Source organism: Cobetia sp. QF-1 (genome assembly GCF_002213105.1).
In the GTDB taxonomy this organism is placed as follows: domain Bacteria; phylum Pseudomonadota; class Gammaproteobacteria; order Pseudomonadales; family Halomonadaceae; genus Cobetia; species Cobetia crustatorum.
In genome coordinates, this window is the sequence record NZ_NBVS01000006.1 from 175,096 (window position 1) to 190,759 (window position 15,664).

General features: G+C 58.6%; 15 protein-coding genes. 2 read left to right on the forward strand and 13 right to left on the reverse strand.

The window, feature by feature from the left end:
- Nucleotides 1-51: 51 nt before the first annotated feature.
- The 3 genes from trxB to CFN46_RS12745 all read right to left on the reverse strand — a co-directional run bounded on the left by trxB (nucleotide 52) and on the right by CFN46_RS12745 (nucleotide 2,658).
- On the reverse strand, nucleotides 52-1,008 hold the full coding sequence (trxB, locus tag CFN46_RS12735) for a thioredoxin-disulfide reductase (protein WP_088743720.1): 957 nt from the start codon (nucleotides 1,006-1,008) through the stop codon (nucleotides 52-54).
- A 438-nt stretch (nucleotides 1,009-1,446) separates the two neighbouring features.
- Complete coding sequence (locus CFN46_RS12740) at nucleotides 1,447-2,049, reverse strand: peroxiredoxin (RefSeq protein ID WP_024951235.1); 603 nt, start codon at nucleotides 2,047-2,049, stop codon at nucleotides 1,447-1,449.
- Between the two features lie 243 nt (nucleotides 2,050-2,292).
- A complete protein-coding gene (locus CFN46_RS12745) occupies nucleotides 2,293-2,658 on the reverse strand; it encodes a CPXCG motif-containing cysteine-rich protein (protein ID WP_024951234.1) in 366 nt (121 codons plus the stop codon).
- Between the two features lie 10 nt (nucleotides 2,659-2,668).
- Here CFN46_RS12745 and CFN46_RS12750 point away from each other — a divergent pair, with 10 nt between their 5' ends.
- Both CFN46_RS12750 and acnA read left to right on the forward strand, forming a co-directional pair.
- Nucleotides 2,669-2,926 carry a hypothetical protein gene (locus CFN46_RS12750; protein WP_024951233.1) on the forward strand — a complete coding sequence of 86 codons (258 nt, stop codon included), beginning with the start codon at nucleotides 2,669-2,671 and terminating at the stop codon, nucleotides 2,924-2,926.
- A gap of 17 nt (nucleotides 2,927-2,943) precedes the next feature.
- Nucleotides 2,944-5,688 (forward strand): aconitate hydratase AcnA, encoded by a 2,745-nt coding sequence (acnA, locus tag CFN46_RS12755; protein WP_176426472.1) that lies wholly within the window; start codon nucleotides 2,944-2,946, stop codon nucleotides 5,686-5,688.
- Between the two features lie 107 nt (nucleotides 5,689-5,795).
- Here acnA and CFN46_RS12760 read toward each other — a convergent pair whose 3' ends face one another.
- From CFN46_RS12760 to rpmB, 10 genes are all read right to left on the reverse strand, one after another.
- On the reverse strand, nucleotides 5,796-7,475 hold the full coding sequence (locus tag CFN46_RS12760; RefSeq protein ID WP_024951231.1) for an NAD-dependent malic enzyme: 1,680 nt from the start codon (nucleotides 7,473-7,475) through the stop codon (nucleotides 5,796-5,798).
- Between the two features lie 292 nt (nucleotides 7,476-7,767).
- Nucleotides 7,768-9,012 (reverse strand): YeeE/YedE family protein, encoded by a 1,245-nt coding sequence (locus CFN46_RS12765; RefSeq protein WP_254918487.1) that lies wholly within the window; start codon nucleotides 9,010-9,012, stop codon nucleotides 7,768-7,770.
- 277 nt (nucleotides 9,013-9,289) lie between these two features.
- On the reverse strand, nucleotides 9,290-10,303 hold the full coding sequence (locus CFN46_RS12770; protein ID WP_024951230.1) for a tryptophan--tRNA ligase: 1,014 nt from the start codon (nucleotides 10,301-10,303) through the stop codon (nucleotides 9,290-9,292).
- A 151-nt stretch (nucleotides 10,304-10,454) separates the two neighbouring features.
- On the reverse strand, nucleotides 10,455-11,570 hold the full coding sequence (gene ald / locus CFN46_RS12775; RefSeq protein ID WP_024951229.1) for an alanine dehydrogenase: 1,116 nt from the start codon (nucleotides 11,568-11,570) through the stop codon (nucleotides 10,455-10,457).
- A 219-nt stretch (nucleotides 11,571-11,789) separates the two neighbouring features.
- On the reverse strand, nucleotides 11,790-12,299 hold the full coding sequence (locus tag CFN46_RS12780) for a thioesterase family protein (RefSeq protein ID WP_024951228.1): 510 nt from the start codon (nucleotides 12,297-12,299) through the stop codon (nucleotides 11,790-11,792).
- On the reverse strand, nucleotides 12,296-12,664 hold the full coding sequence (locus tag CFN46_RS12785; protein WP_024951227.1) for a DUF2007 domain-containing protein: 369 nt from the start codon (nucleotides 12,662-12,664) through the stop codon (nucleotides 12,296-12,298). The genes CFN46_RS12780 and CFN46_RS12785 overlap by 4 nt, the downstream gene beginning before the upstream one ends.
- A 144-nt stretch (nucleotides 12,665-12,808) precedes the next feature.
- Complete coding sequence (locus CFN46_RS12790) at nucleotides 12,809-13,999, reverse strand: class I SAM-dependent rRNA methyltransferase (RefSeq protein ID WP_024951226.1); 1,191 nt, start codon at nucleotides 13,997-13,999, stop codon at nucleotides 12,809-12,811.
- 116 nt (nucleotides 14,000-14,115) lie between these two features.
- Nucleotides 14,116-14,931, reverse strand: coding sequence for a bifunctional DNA-formamidopyrimidine glycosylase/DNA-(apurinic or apyrimidinic site) lyase (mutM, locus tag CFN46_RS12795; protein WP_024951225.1), 816 nt, complete (start codon nucleotides 14,929-14,931; stop codon nucleotides 14,116-14,118).
- A gap of 158 nt (nucleotides 14,932-15,089) precedes the next feature.
- The gene (gene rpmG / locus CFN46_RS12800) at nucleotides 15,090-15,245 is read right to left on the reverse strand and encodes a 50S ribosomal protein L33 (protein ID WP_024951224.1); all 156 of its coding nucleotides are present in this window, start codon (nucleotides 15,243-15,245) and stop codon (nucleotides 15,090-15,092) included.
- A gap of 92 nt (nucleotides 15,246-15,337) precedes the next feature.
- Complete coding sequence (gene rpmB / locus CFN46_RS12805) at nucleotides 15,338-15,574, reverse strand: 50S ribosomal protein L28 (RefSeq protein ID WP_024951223.1); 237 nt, start codon at nucleotides 15,572-15,574, stop codon at nucleotides 15,338-15,340.
- Nucleotides 15,575-15,664 lie beyond the last annotated feature (90 nt).

Sequence of the window (15,664 nt, forward strand, 5' to 3'; positions counted from 1 at the left end):
CAAGGCCGCGGGGCCGGTCAGTCATTCTGTCGGGCATGAGCTAGTGGCTCATCAGGCGATCAGATCATCCAGATAACGTTCGGCATCCAGCGCGGCCATGCAACCAGTGCCTGCTGACGTGATGGCCTGACGATAGACGTGATCCATCACATCGCCGCAGGCATATACGCCAGGGATACTGGTCTGGGTAGCATTGCCTTCCAGACCAGACTGCACCTTGAGATAGCCGCCCTGCATATCAAGCTGGCCTTCAAACAGGCTGGTGTTCGGACGGTGGCCAATAGCGATGAACACACCCATGACATTCATGTCCTTGGTGGCACCACTCTCGACCTGACGGAGACGCACGCCGGTCACACCAGAGTTGTCGCCCAACACTTCATCAAGCGCGTGATGCCATTCGATGGCCATGTTGCCGTTTTTGACCTTCTCGAACAGCTTGTCCTGCAGAATCTTCTCAGCACGCAAGCTGTCACGACGGTGCACCAGCGTGACCTTGGAAGCGATATTGGACAGATACAGCGCTTCCTCGACGGCAGTATTGCCGCCACCGACGACCACGACTTCCTGATTGCGATAGAAGAAGCCATCGCAGGTTGCACAGGCCGATACGCCCTGGCCCATGAACTGCTGCTCGCTCGGCAGGCCCAGATACTGGGCACTGGCACCGGTGGCGATGATCAGCGCATCGCAGGTATAACTGCCATTGTCGCCCTTGAGCATGAACGGACGCTCGCCAAGCGTGACTTCATTGATGTGATCAAACAGCACTTCGGTCTCGAAGCGCTCAGCATGACGGCGCATGCGCTCCATCAGCTCTGGCCCCTGAACGCCAGCGTCATCACCCGGCCAGTTATCGACATCAGTCGTGGTGGTCAGCTGACCACCCATCTGCAGGCCAGTGATCAGCAGCGGCTTGAGGTTGGCGCGCGCAGCATAGACGGCAGCGGTGTAACCCGCTGGGCCGGAACCGAGAATGATCAGGCGTTCGTGACGGACATTACTCATGGATGACCTCGATAACAGATAAAACAGATGGCATCGGCTTGCCATCCGCGCGCGGGACAGCAAGCCAGTCAATGTACTGAGCGATGCAGGCCATCGAATGGCACACCACGTGATGACAGGCGATCAACATGGCTCAGTGCACTGCATGTAGTGATAAGACACCTGATGCTCGCGCAACAGGATTGGCAGGGTAGCGCAGACAGCGACGGCTTTCAGCATTGGCCTCAGACCGGCATGGCAGAAGCTTATGACTGACGCCTTCCTCCCTTGATATGCAGACCAAGCATTCAGATCAGAAATGCAGATCAGAAATGCAGATCAGAAATGCAGAAGCCGCCGCCAGAGGCAGCGGCTTCTGCGTCATCTACCTCGCGAGAGTGTCGAGAGGTAGATGACAAGTCGCTCGGCAATCAACTTACCGAAGGACAGCCTAGCGGCTTACAGGCTGCTGGAGTGGCCTGCCAGATACTTGGCGACGCCTTCAGCAGTATCCTTCATGCCTTCCTGACCTTCTTCCCAGCCTGCCGGGCAAACTTCGCCGTTGGTCTGGTGGAACTGCAGGGCCTTGACCATGCGGACCATCTCGTCGACGTTACGGCCCAGTGGCAGGTTGTTGACGACCTGGTGCTGAACGACACCATCTTCGTCGATCAAGAAGGAAGCGCGCAGCGCGACGCCTGCTTCCGGATGCTCAATGCCGTAGGCCTGGACGATTTCGTGCTTGACGTCAGCCACGATCGGGAAGCCGACTTCACCGATGCCGCCAGCGTCCGGAGAGGTCTTGCGCCATGCGTGGTGAGTGAACTGGGAATCGATGGACACACCGATGACTTCAACGCCGAGTTCCTTGAACTTCGCCAGACGGTTGTCGTGGGCGATGATTTCAGACGGGCATACGAAGGTGAAATCCAGCGGCCAGAAGAACAGCACGCGTAGCTTGCCCTTGGAATCGGACAGCTTGTAGTTGTCAACGATGGTGCCGTCGCCCAGTACTGCTGCGGCTTCGAAATCCGGGGCTTGACGTCCGACCAATACGCTCATGGTGATCTCCTGAGGAAATGATGATGTTAAAGGCAGCGGGCTGCCTTTGTGATGAATCGCCACACAGACTAATCGTCACACGTGGCGGATGCCAAATGTTTGCCACAATCAGCATCATAGAAATTGGCTATGGCAGCTCAATGACAGTGCTACCAAACACCTTCCGGCAAGGGTACTCGCACTATGAAGCCAAAGCACTGCATGACCAGAATATCCTGCTAGAGGAATCGTGCGGCGTCTGGATTATAGAACGTCGTCGTCCTGACCGATATCCAACCCCTCCAGCTCACCACTGACCGGATCGACATGCTGGCGTACCTGAATCGGCTGACAGCAACGTTCGCAATCGACAATATTCAGCAAGCTGCCTTCATCGAGATCAAGAAACAACGTGAAGGGAGTATCGCAGTAAGGGCAGTTGATCTCGGCTTCATGCAGCGCATCATTGGTCGCCTCCTCTCCTTCACTCTCGAGTAACTCATGCCCTGGCCATTCATCGGGCTGGCCAGCAGAATGCTCCGCCAGCCATTGCTCAACGGCAGCATCCAGCACTTCATCATCATCCGGCAGCCCCGTGGGCTCCGGGCGTTCAGTGGTATCATTACGCATGGCAACCTCCATGACTTCAGTATCGGCGACCGCCGACTCTCACCTGTATGGCAGCGAACGCGACGCGGGGTTCCTTACTTATACTGCGGCCAATGCGTTGCGAATGCTTGAATTCCTGTCACATGATGACCATAGCTTTAACTATGCCGACATTGGCGATTTGGATATCGCTCGCCTGCGACGCTTCGCATCCGGCCAGACAGCACCTGACATCGCTGTTCGAGATAGCTGCGTGATGAATCATCAGTTGTCGGACCGGGCAAGATAATGACAAGGAGGAGAATCATGGGTTCCCAGCACTCTCAGTCACTGGATTCGCTCAACACGCTCTCGGAACTGAAAGTTGGAGACAAGCAGTATCACTACTACTCGCTGAAGAAAGCGGCCGAGACGCTGGGTGACCTGACGCGCCTGCCCTTCACGCTCAAGGTACTGCTGGAAAATCAGCTGCGCTTTGAAGACGGCGAGACCGCTACCAAGGCTGACATCAAGGCATTGGCAGACTGGCAGAAGACCGCCTCCAGCACACATGAGATCGGCTATCGCCCCGCTCGCGTGCTGATGCAGGACTTCACCGGTGTGCCGGGCGTGGTTGATCTGGCCTCGATGCGTGATGCCGTCAAGAAGCTGGGCGCTGATCCAGAGAAGGTCAATCCGCTGACGCCAGTTGATCTGGTCATCGATCACTCGGTGATGGTGGATCACTACGGTGATGCCTCGGCCTTCAAGGACAACGTGCGTATCGAGATGGAGCGCAACCGCGAGCGCTACGAGTTTCTGCGCTGGGGCCAGCAGGCCTTCGACAACTTCTCCGTCGTACCGCCAGGCACTGGCATCTGCCACCAGGTCAATCTCGAGTACCTGGGACGTGCGGTCTTTACCCGTGAAGAAGACGGCAAGACATTCGCGTATCCCGATACCCTGGTCGGCACTGACTCTCACACCACCATGATCAACGGTCTGGGTGTACTTGGCTGGGGGGTTGGTGGCATCGAAGCGGAAGCTGCCATGCTCGGTCAGCCGGTATCGATGCTGATTCCCGAAGTGGTCGGCTTCAAGCTGAACGGCAAGCTCAACGAAGGCATCACCGCCACGGATCTGGTGCTGACCGTCACCCAGATGCTGAGAAGCCGTGGTGTGGTCGGCAAGTTCGTCGAGTTCTATGGTGATGGCCTCGATGACCTGCCGCTGGCAGATCGCGCCACCATCGCCAACATGGCACCGGAGTATGGGGCTACCTGCGGTTTCTTCCCTCTGGATGGCGAGACGCTCAACTACATGCGTCTGTCTGGCCGCTCCGACGAGCAGATCGCGTTGGTCGAGGCCTATGCCAAAGAGCAAGGCCTGTGGCGTGAGCCCGGTCACGAGCCGGTGTTCTCCGATACTCTTGAGCTGGACATGACTGAAGTCGTGGCCAGCCTCGCGGGCCCCAAGCGTCCGCAGGACCGCGTCGCACTGACCGACATCAAGCAAGTCTTCGAAAAGATTCTCGATGAGCAGCTTGGTGAGGTGCCGGATATCGAAGAAGGCAAGTGGCTTTCCGAAGGCGGCCAGACCGCCGTCGATGTCGAGCAAAGCTATGGCAAGGACGCCGGTTACAGTGAACTTGAGGGCGAAACCTTCCGCCTTGATCACGGTGATGTCGTCATCGCGGCCATCACCTCCTGCACCAACACCTCCAACCCCAGCGTAATGCTGGCCGCTGGTCTGGTGGCACGCAAGGCGCGTGAGAAGGGCCTGCGCAGCAAGCCATGGGTCAAGACCTCGCTAGCACCGGGCTCCAAGGTGGTCACCGAATATCTGACGTCCGCCGGTGTGCAGGAAGATCTCAACGCGCTGGGCTTCAATCTGGTCGGCTACGGCTGCACCACCTGTATCGGTAACTCCGGCCCACTGCCTGACCCCGTCGAAGCTGCCATCAACGAGCGAGACCTGACGATCGCCTCGGTGCTATCGGGCAACCGCAACTTCGAGGGCCGCGTGCATCCCAACGTGCGCACCAACTGGTTGGCGTCGCCGCCCTTGGTGGTCGCCTATGCGCTAGCCGGCACCGTGCGTACCGACCTCTCCAAGGAGCCGCTGGGCAAGGATACCGAGGGCAATGATGTCTTCCTCAAGGACATCTGGCCGACCCAAGCGGAAATTGCCACGGCTGTCGAGCAGGTGCGTACCGACATGTATCGCAAGGAGTACGCCGAGGTCTTCAATGGCGACGAAACCTGGCAGGCCATCGAAGTCCCGGAAGCCGAGGTGTATGAATGGAAAGACTCCACCTACATTCAGCATCCTCCATTCTTCGAAGGCATGGGCCGTGAGCCGGAACCCATCAAGGACGTCGAGAACGCCCGTGTACTGGCCATGCTTGGCGACTCGGTGACCACCGACCACATTTCGCCGGCTGGCGCCATCAAGCCGGATAGTCCAGCGGGTCGCTACCTCAAGGAGCACGGTGTCGAGGTCAAGGACTTCAACTCCTATGGTTCACGCCGTGGTAACCACGAAGTGATGATGCGCGGCACCTTCGCCAACGTGCGTATCCGTAACGAGATGCTCGATGACGTCGAGGGCGGCGAGACACGTCACGTGCCGTCCGGCGAACAGATGGCGATCTACGATGCTGCCATGAAGTACGCCGAGGACAAGACCCCTCTGGTTGTGGTGGCGGGCAAGGAATACGGTACCGGCTCCTCACGTGACTGGGCAGCCAAGGGCACCCTGCTACTGGGCGTGCGTGCGGTGATTGCCGAATCTTACGAGCGCATCCACCGCTCCAACCTGATTGGCATGGGCGTGGTACCGCTGCAGTTCCCTAAAGGCGAGAGCCGTCAATCGCTGGGGCTGACTGGTGACGAAGAAGTCAGTATCAGCGGATTGAATGATCTGAGCGCTGGCGGCAAGGTCAAGGTGACTTTCAAGGGCAAGAAAGGCGAGCAGAAAGTCGAGGCGCTGTGCCGCATCGATACCGATAACGAGCTGGAGTACTACCGCCACGGCGGTATCCTTCAGTACGTGCTGCGCGGCATGCTGTAATCCTCAATCCCATTGAAGGTGGTTGAATCTTAAGTACCAGAAAGACAAAAACCCCCGCAGGCTGAGCCTGCGGGGGTTTCTTTATGCGGCACTCTCATGATGAGAGTTTAGAATGCCTTGCGACGGTAGGAGCGATAGCGTGGCTGCCAGAAGTTCTTCTCGATGTTGGCGAGAACCACTTCTTCGCTGGAGGCCAAAGCCACACCATCGGTTTGTGCCTGACGCGCCACATCAAAGGCGATCTGGCGGCTGATGGACTGGATGTCGCCCAGAGACGGCAGCAGTGCACCTTCACCCTTCACGACGATGGGCGCGTTGTTGGCCAATGCATTGGCGGCGGCCATCAGCATGTTGTCGGTGATACGCGAAGCATTGGCTGCCAGTACACCCAGACCGATGCCCGGGAAGATGTAGGCATTGTTGCACTGGGCAATCGCATGGATGTGGCCGTTGTGCTCGACCGGTGCGAACGGACTACCGGTCGCGACCAACGCCTTGCCGTCAGTCCATTCGATCACTTCGGCCGGCGTTACTTCGACACGGGAAGTGGGATTGGACAACGGCATGACCAGCGGGCTTTCGCAGCCGGCATGCATGGCACGAATCACCTCTTCGCTGAACAGGCCACGCTGACCGGACACACCGATCAGTATCGTTGGATGTGTGCCTTTGACCACATCCAGCAGACCGCGATCGCCAAGTTCGGTAACGCTTGCAGCGTCATGTGCCAGACGATTCTGGAAGTCATACAGTCCTTCCATGTCGCTGGTCAGCAGGCCGAAGCGATCGACCATATAAACGCGCTTGCGTGCTTCGCGCTCGTCCATACCTTCCTTGACCATCGCCACGACGATCATCTCAGCGATACCACAACCGGCGCTACCAGCCCCCAGGAAGGTGACGCGCTGATCGGAGAGCTTCTCACCTTTGGCCTTGCAGGCCGCCATCAGGGTCGCGACGACCACGGAGGCAGTGCCCTGGATATCATCGTTGAAGCAGCAGACCTCATCACGATAACGCTCGAGCAGCGGCATGGCGTTGGCCTGCGCGAAATCCTCGAACTGGATCAGCGCTTTCGGCCAACGGCGCTTCACGGCAGTGATGAAGTCAGCGACAAAGGCGTTGTAATCATCGCCAGTGACACGCTCGTGACGCCAGCCCATGTAACGCGGGTCGTCGAGCAGCTTCTGATTGTTGGTGCCCAGATCCAGCGAGATCGGCAGAGTGTAGGCTGGGCTGATGCCGCCACAGGCGGTGTACAGCGACAGCTTGCCGATGGGAATGCCCATGCCGCCAATACCCTGATCGCCCAGACCCAGAATACGCTCGCCATCGGTGACAACGATGACCTTGACGTTGTCCTTGGTTGCGGAGCGCAGGATGTCATCCATGTGCTCGCGGTCTGGATAGGAGATGAACAGGCCGCGGTGATTACGGTATATGTTAGAGAATTCCTCGCACGCCTGACCAACGGTCGGGGTGTAGATGATCGGCATCATCTCTTCGAGGTGTTCTTCAATCACACGGAAGAACAGGGTCTCGTTGTCGTCCTGCACCGAGCGCAACAAGATGTGCTTGTCGAGATCATTGGTGCATTGCTGATACTGACTGTAGACGCGCGCGACCTGCTCCTCGATGCTCTCGACATTCTGCGGCAGCAGGCCCATCAGATTGAAGCTGACACGCTCTTCAAGGCTAAAGGCGCTGCCTTTGTTGAGCAGCGGCATTTCGAGCAGGCTCGGGCCGGCATAGGGAATATACAGGGAGCGCTTGGAAGTATCGGTCATGGCGGGACTCTTGAATCAGTTGGGACGACCTCACGTCCGACACTCACCGCAGAATGACTGCAGGCTGCCGTACGCCCGAGGGACCTGTCGACGTGCGACTACCACGTACGACCAAGGCCGGATGATAACATGCGCACCTTATGCTTCGGCAGTCTGGTCGGGGTTGCCTGACGTTGCGTAGCGAGGAGACCCTTACAACGCAAAACGCCTCGCTTAATCCATCACTGATGGCTCAAACAAGGCGCTTACATTGGCTTAAGGCACCTGATTTCATGCCTTTCTCGTGCGTTCTTTATGCGAGGTCAGCTCGCGAAACCGCCTTACGCGGTGCCAACGAGAAGAAGGGTCGCAGACGCACCCCCAGCATATTGCCAGCGAAGGCTGCTACCAACCACAACCAGCCGTGCAGGCTGCCGGAGGCGATGCCGCCGAAGTAGGCACCGATATTGCAGCCGAAGGCCAAGCGTGCGCCGTAGCCAAGCATTAACCCACCCAGCACGGCCGCGACCAGCGAACGTAGCGGAATGTTCCACTTCGGTGCGAACTTGCCTGCCAGTAGTGCCGCCGCCAGCGCACCGACAATGATACCGATATTCATGACCGTGGTGATGTCATGGTAAAGCGGTGCAGCCAGCGCCTTGGCATTACCTGCTGCTTGCCAGTAGCCCCAGTCGCTGACATCGAAACCCAGCGCGGTATAGGCCTTGGTGCCCCACAGCGCGAAGGCCGAGGTGATGCCCCACGGACGGCCAGCCAGCGCCAGCGTCGCAAAGTTGAGCAGTGCCAGTGCCACGGCCCCCGCCAGCAGCGGCCAGGGCCCTCGCAGGAAGCGTGACAGGCCGCGCGGTTGGCTATCAGTCACGGCTGCTTTCTCAAGCGAACCATGACGGCGCTTTTCCAGCGTACGCGTCACCACCACGATGATGGCGAACAGCACCAGGCTTACGATGATGCCACCCAGTGCGCCGAAGCTATCCACCAGCGAGACCGCCGGCAGTGATGGCAGGCTCTGCCACCAGCTGAAGTGCGCGGTACCGATCACGGAGCCAACGCAGAAGAAGATCAGGGTGATCATCATGCGTGCATTGCCGCCACCGACGGTGAACAGCGTGCCCGAGGCGCAACCGCCGCCCAGCTGCATGCCGAGCCCGAACAGGAAGGCACCGACCACCACTGAGGTGCCCAGCGGCGAGACGAAGCCAGAAACCTCCTGCCCCCACAGACTGCCCCCCGCCAGCACAGGGAAGAACAGCACTACGGCAATCGCCAGCATCAGCATCTGAGCGCGCAGGCCACGACCACGGCGATCTGTGATGAACACTCGCCATGCCGAGGTGAAGCCGAAGGCGGCGTGATAAAGCACCACACCCAGGGCACCGCCGATCAGTAGCAACAGGCCCTGACGCCAGCCAGACACCAGCGTCAGCAGCACTGCGGCAATCACTAGCAGGCCACCAGCCCAGATGGCCCGCGGACTGATGGTGGTAGAGGGCAGAGCAGGCTCACTGGCCTTGCCCGGCATCGCTTGGTGACTCATGTCTTGCTCCCCTTGGATATAATCATGTCGCTTTCCTTCAATGCGCCAAGCCTAGCGCGCCTCTTTATGCCTGTGAATGAATTTTAAGCGAGCTAATCATTCTTTTAAGATATATGGAGAGGCTAATACTTTCCCACAACCTCATCCACGATCCCGACCAACAGAAACGCCCGCCATTGAGGTCAATGACGGGCGTTTCACGCTCATGGTGCTGAGCTCATTCACGCGTAAAAGCGATGGAAGGAGGATGCACTCGAAGGCAACCTGACAGGTGGGCTTAGATGAAGTTGCCCAGGCCCACTGCACTCCGTAGACGCGTCATCATCGGCGCGGCCTCATCACGTGCACGCTCGGCACCACGTTTGAGAATGGCCTCGACATGCGCCGGATCATCCATCAGCTCGACGTAACGCTCACGCGGAGCCTTGAGATGATCGTTCAGATACTCGAACAGCTGATTCTTGGCATCGCCCCAGCCAATGCCGGCGGCGTACTGCTCACGCATGGCGGCGACTTCCGCCTCGGTGGCGAAGGCCGAATAGATCTGGAACAGGGAACAGGTATCCGGGTCCTTCGGCTCCCCCGGCTCCAGCGAGTTGGTCTTGATCTTGCGCACGCTCTTGAGCAGCTGCTTCTCGGTGCCGAACAGCGGAATGGTGTTGTTGTAGCTCTTGGACATCTTGCGGCCGTCGAGGCCCAGCAGCAGCTGGGATTTCTCGTCGGTCACCGCCTCGGGCATGGTGAAGTAATTGCCCTTGAAGAGGTGGTTGAAACGCCCTGCCATGTCACGTGCCATCTCGATATGCTGGATCTGGTCACGTCCGACCGGCACCTTGTGAGCATTGAACATTAGGATGTCCGCCGCCATCAGCACCGGATAGCTGAACAGACCCATGCTGATGCCGCGATCTGCATCCTCGATGCCCGCTTCCTCGTTCTCGGCCACGGCACCCTTGTAGGCATGTGCACGATTCATCAGGCCCTTGGCGCAGACACAGTTGAGCAACCACATCAGCTCCGGAATCTCCGGCACGTCCGACTGGCGATAGAAGATGGCGTTGTCGGTATCCAGGCCCAGCGCCAGCCAGGTCGCGGCGATCTCACGGCGCGACTCCTGCACTCGCTTCGGGTCCTGACACTTGATCAGGGCGTGGAAGTCAGCGAGGAAATAGAAGGACTGGACCGTTGGGTCCTGGCTGGCCTCAATGGCGGGCTTGATGGCGCCGACATAGTTGCCGAGGTGAGGGGTGCCGGTGGTCGTAATGCCGGTAAGAACGCGGGTCTTGGTCATGGATGCACTTCTTGGCCGTCTGTGTCGGGATAATCTTGCAAGCAAGTCGCATCGGGGCAGCCGCCTCTGACGGATGCCCCGATGCATGATGCCATTATCTTACCCCGAGGTGGATAGCCTTCGTAAGGGCTGCTCCGCCCTCCTCACCACCTTATCTCAGCGCCTCATCCAGTGGCGTGACAGGCATGTCAAAAGCTTCTCCCACTTCAGGCAGAATCAGGTGGCCATCGTGGACATTGAGGCCACCAGCAAAGTGGCGATCTTCACTTAACACCTTGCGGAAGCCACCATTGGCGAGGCGTACGACATACGGAAGCGTGGCACTGGTGAGAGCCTGAGTCGATGTACGCGATACGGCGCCCGGCATGTTGGCCACGCAGTAGTGGACGATGCCATCGACCAGATAGATAGGATCAGCATGCGTGGTCGGTCGGCTGGTCTCGAAGCAGCCGCCCTGATCGATCGCGACGTCGACCAGCACCGCCCCCGGTGTCATGTTGCGCAGATGCTCGCGCCGAATCAGCTTGGGGGCCGCAGCACCGGGCACCAGTACCGCCCCGATGATGAGCGCAGAGTGGCGTACCGCTTCGTCCAGCGCTTCTGACGTGGAGTAGACAGTGCGAATCTGACCTTGATAACGATGATCCAGCGTTTCGAGGCGAGCCAATGAGGTATCAAGAATCACGACTTCAGCGCCCAGCCCCAGCGCCATACGCGCGGCGTTCTCGCCCACGACACCTCCACCAATCACCGTGACGCGCGCTGGAGCGACACCGGGAACACCCGGCAATAGCACGCCCAGCCCGCCCTGGGCCTTTTCCAGCGCATGCGCACCGGCCTGGATGGCCATACGCCCCGCGACACGACTCATCGGTGCCAGCAGCGGCAAGCCTCCTGCGGCATCCGTCACCGTTTCGTAAGCAATCGCGGTCACGCCACTGGCCAGTAAACTCTCGGTCAGTTCACGCGCGGCGGCCAGATGCAGATAGGTGAAGAGCGTCTGTCCCTTCGAGAGGCGGGCCACCTCGCTCGGCTGGGGTTCCTTGACCTTGAGGATAAGCTCAGCGGAAGAGAAGACACGCTCGACAGCGGATTCCAGTCGCGCCCCAACGCCCTGATACTCGGCATCACTATAACCGCTGCCCTCTCCTGCGCCACACTCGACCGTGACCTCATGCCCATGGGCAATCAGCTCACGCACCCCCGCGGGAGTGAGTGCAACGCGATATTCATGGTTCTTGATTTCCTTCGGCACGGCGATCTGCATGGCGAATTCCTTGTACTGCTGGCGGAGTACTGCTGGCGGAGTGGAACTTGCAAAGTACTGTTGGCGAAGCACTACTAACGAAGTGCAGCTAGAGAATGCCGCACATTACACATGACACTCTCTAAGCACAGCAGACATAACGCTGTCTCGCCAGCCAGATGCTAGCGGCATCCACCAAATCACATCCTCTTCACAGAAGAATGCAGGGAATGTTGGCTACTATGCAGAATCCTCGCTCACCAACGCTGCCCCGTAGCACTCACGATAGGCAGCTGGCATCCGTCGCGCGCGCCCACTCGAGAGCTCAATACATACAAAACGTGTGCGCGCCGCCAATAATGTCAAGCCATCCGAGCAGCGTCGCAGTTGGAAGCGTCGTGTCAGACTGAGGCGACCATCACAGTCCACCAGCCAGGTCGCCAACATCAATGATTCATCAAGGCGGGCACTGGCCAGGTAATCGATCTCATGACGATGTACCGCCATGCCGCGATCATGCTCTCGGTAGTGCTCAATCCCGAGCCCAAGTGCCTCGGAATGCGCCCAGCTGATGCGCTCAAGCCAGCGCACATACTCGGCGTTATTGACATGACCATAGCCATCCAACGCTTCCCGGTTCACCGTGATGGGCAACAGAAAAGGACGCGGCAGCGCCCAGTCTCCAGCAGAGGGCTCCTTCAACGTATCAGGCCCGGTGGGCGCCTCAGTCGTCTGGCCATCAGCACTCATGCGACAAACTCCGGATCATCGTGAACATCACCATCGCGCTCCTCCTTGTGCCTTCCTTCGCCCAGCGGTGCACTGGCGCCACAGGCCCAACACTCACTGAAGCTACCTTCGAGCTGCTCTCCACACGCACACTGCCAATCCGGCTGCGTAGGCGCCGCCTCAATACGCGCCAGTAGACGTTTGGCACGCGACAGATTGTGCTCGGCCACCCACAGCTGAGGTTCGCAATCGTGCACCGGCAACTCACCCGCTGCCGCGCCAAGCAAACGGTTGCGCAATTCACAGGGAATCCCTTCACTCTCCAGCAGATTGCGCCAGTGATCGATGAGCACGAGATTGTGATGTGATGTCAGTCGTTTATACATGCTCTCAGACTATCAGAGTCCTTGGGCTGAAAACGACTGACTGAGCGCGATGTAATCAGAAACGGACAGGCCAGAACGAACAGGCCAGAAACGACAATGCCGCCCCGAGGGGCGGCATTGTCATGATCGAGCGGCAACAAGAGATCAGTCGCGATAGACCCGCAGACCAAGCGCCTTGAGATAGGACGTCTCGGGAATCGATGGATGCACCGGATGATCACTGCCCTGATGCCCCTGGAAGATGACCTGACCGTGGCGATCCTGATGGCGCACAGCACCACGTACGACATCCATCAGACGGTCCGGCGCCAGATGCATGGAGCAGGAACCTGACATCAGCAAACCGTCACGACCCAGCAGACGCATGGCTTCACGATTCAGACGCGCATAGGCACGCTCGCCGTTGGTGATGTCCTTGCGCTTGCGGATGAAGGCCGGCGGATCGACGATGATCACGTCAAACTGCTCGCTTTCAGCACGCAGTGCAGCCATGGCCTCGAAGACATCACCTTCCGCGGTGGAGACACGGTCTTCGACACCATTGAGCACGGCATTGTCAGAGACGCGTTGCAGTGCGGCAGCAGAAGAGTCGACACACAGCACTTCACTGGCACCATTCGCTGCTGCCTGCACGCCCCAGCCACCGACATAGCTGAATAGATCCAATACGCGCTTACCCTTTACCTGGCGATTGAGCCAGGCACGGTTGTCGCGGTGATCGTAGAACCAACCGGTTTTCTGGCCGTCGAGTACTGGCGCAGTGAACTTGACGCCATTCTCTTCCAGCATGACCTGGTCCGGCAGTTCGCCGTAGACAACTTCGACGCTACGATCGAGCTGTTCCTGACGACGACCGCTGGAATCGTTCTTGAATACGATGGCCGTCGGCTTGACGACCTTCAGCAGCGCATCGACGATCACTTCCGCCAGACGCTCCATGCCAAACGTATTCAGCTGACACACCAATACGTCGCCAAAACGATCAACGACCAGCCCCGGCAACAGATCACCTTCACCATGTACCAGGCGATAGTAAGGCTTGTCGTAAAGACTCTCACGCAGGGCCAGTGCCTGATTGAAGCGATGAACCAACAGCGAGCGATCGAGACGCTGCTCCGGGTCGCGCGACACGATACGTGCACAGATCAGCGAGTTCGGGTTGACGTATGCCACGCCCATCGCACGGCCATTGCTGGCCTCGATGATGGCCTGAGCGCCCGGCTCGAAATTCTTGAGCGGTGTCTCGACGATGTCGACTTCATTGGAGTACAGCCACAGATGGCCAGCCTTGAGGCGGCGATCAGCATTCTTTTTCAGGCGCAGACGTTCAGTCACAGGAAATATCCAGAAAGCAGAGAAAGGGGACAGGACGACGACAGGACGCGCCCGAACGGGCCTATTCTAGTCGTCAAGGCGACCCCGGTCACGGAGCCCCCCGGTCAAGCAGTGGTCTAGTGCTGGCAGTAAGGGCAAAAACAGCTCGCCCGCTGGCCTAGCACCAGACTCGTGATCTCATGACCGCATTCGCGACACGGCTCGCCACCACGTCCGTAGACATTGAGGCGTTGGGCGAAGTAGCCCGGCTTACCATCACCGCCAACGAAGTCACGCAGGGTCGTGCCGCCCTGCTCAATGGCCGCCGCCAGCACCGTACTTGCCGATGTGACTAGACGATCGCACTCTTCGCGGGTCACTTCACCCGCAGGTCGACGCGGATCAATACCGGCCATGAATAGCGCTTCGCTGGCGTAGATGTTACCCACCCCGACCACGTTGGCGTTATCCATCAAGAACGGCTTGATCGCGACACGGCGACGGCGCGAGCGCGTGAAGAAATACTCACCGGTAAATGCCGAGGACAGCGGTTCAGGCCCCAGCCGGCTCAACCGAATATCCGCATACGGATCGCCACTCACGAAATCCACGAAACCAAAGCGACGCGGGTCGTGATAGCGAAGTATCTGCCCGTTGCCCAGCACCACATCCACGTGGTCGTGAGTACGCGGCGGAGTGCCCAGCGGTACCAATCTGAGACTACCCGACATGCCTAGATGCCAGAGTAGATGGCCCTCAGCAATAGGCAGTAACAGATACTTGGCGCGCCGAGACAATTCACCAAAGCGATGTCCGACCAACCATTCGGCAAGCTCTCCAGGGACAGGCGTACGCAGACGTGGCTGACGAACGATCACCTCGGTAACTTCCTGCCCCTCAACCAACGGCGCGATACCGCGACGAGTCGTCTCGACTTCTGGTAATTCGGGCATGCTTTGTCCTCGACTTACGGCCAAACGCGCAACAGGGCGACGGCCAGTGCCGACACCCTGTTGCGGGATATGCCCAATCGGGCAGTATCCAGATACTCGAAAACCCGGTCAGGACCGGGTTTTCGAGGATTCCGACAGCACGCTGACGGGAAACAAGATCACTTGATCTTGGATTCCTTGTACATCACGTGCTTGCGAACAACCGGATCGTACTTCTTGAATTCAAGCTTGTCCGGAGTGTTACGCTTGTTCTTGTCGGTGGTGTAGAAGTGACCTGTACCGGCACTTGACACCAATTTGATCTTGTCACGCATTTTCAGTTTCCTTCCACATTCGCATTCACCGAACGGATGAAAGCATTGCTCTCGGTCCGGTTGCCATTGCTACAAGGGCTGTCTTCTAAAATTTAGAAGCGCTCGCCACGTGCAGTGAGGTCCTTGAGGACATCGTCGATACCCTTCTTGTCAATGATGCGCATGCCCTTGGTAGAGACACGCAGCTTGACGAAGCGCTGCTGGGATTCAACCCAGAAACGGTGGGTGTGCAGGTTCGGCAGGAACCGGCGACGAGTCTTGCGCTGGGAGTGAGAAACATTGTTACCAGTCACCGGGCGCTTGCCGGTAACCTGACATACTTTGGACATTGGAGCCTCCAACCGCTGCGTTGGCTAAGTTGTTCAAAACCTGTCGGGCAAACCGGAAGTGGCAGGCGCCGCCTCATGCCCTGATTTCAA

What these genes read in the sequence shown, in the direction of transcription:
- trxB (WP_088743720.1), bottom strand. Translation starts at nt 1,008, where the DNA reads ATGAGTAATGTCCGTCACGAACGCCTGATCATTCTCGGTTCCGGCCCA.
- CFN46_RS12740 (WP_024951235.1), bottom strand. Translation starts at nt 2,049, where the DNA reads ATGAGCGTATTGGTCGGACGTCAAGCCCCGGATTTCGAAGCCGCAGCA.
- CFN46_RS12745 (WP_024951234.1), bottom strand. Translation starts at nt 2,658, where the DNA reads ATGCGTAATGATACCACTGAACGCCCGGAGCCCACGGGGCTGCCGGAT.
- CFN46_RS12750 (WP_024951233.1), top strand. Translation starts at nt 2,669, where the DNA reads ATGACTTCAGTATCGGCGACCGCCGACTCTCACCTGTATGGCAGCGAA.
- acnA (WP_176426472.1), top strand. Translation starts at nt 2,944, where the DNA reads ATGGGTTCCCAGCACTCTCAGTCACTGGATTCGCTCAACACGCTCTCG.
- CFN46_RS12760 (WP_024951231.1), bottom strand. Translation starts at nt 7,475, where the DNA reads ATGACCGATACTTCCAAGCGCTCCCTGTATATTCCCTATGCCGGCCCG.
- CFN46_RS12765 (WP_254918487.1), bottom strand. Translation starts at nt 9,012, where the DNA reads ATGAGTCACCAAGCGATGCCGGGCAAGGCCAGTGAGCCTGCTCTGCCC.
- CFN46_RS12770 (WP_024951230.1), bottom strand. Translation starts at nt 10,303, where the DNA reads ATGACCAAGACCCGCGTTCTTACCGGCATTACGACCACCGGCACCCCT.
- ald (WP_024951229.1), bottom strand. Translation starts at nt 11,570, where the DNA reads ATGCAGATCGCCGTGCCGAAGGAAATCAAGAACCATGAATATCGCGTT.
- CFN46_RS12780 (WP_024951228.1), bottom strand. Translation starts at nt 12,299, where the DNA reads ATGAGTGCTGATGGCCAGACGACTGAGGCGCCCACCGGGCCTGATACG.
- CFN46_RS12785 (WP_024951227.1), bottom strand. Translation starts at nt 12,664, where the DNA reads ATGTATAAACGACTGACATCACATCACAATCTCGTGCTCATCGATCAC.
- mutM (WP_024951225.1), bottom strand. Translation starts at nt 14,931, where the DNA reads ATGCCCGAATTACCAGAAGTCGAGACGACTCGTCGCGGTATCGCGCCG.
- rpmG (WP_024951224.1), bottom strand. Translation starts at nt 15,245, where the DNA reads ATGCGTGACAAGATCAAATTGGTGTCAAGTGCCGGTACAGGTCACTTC.
- rpmB (WP_024951223.1), bottom strand. Translation starts at nt 15,574, where the DNA reads ATGTCCAAAGTATGTCAGGTTACCGGCAAGCGCCCGGTGACTGGTAAC.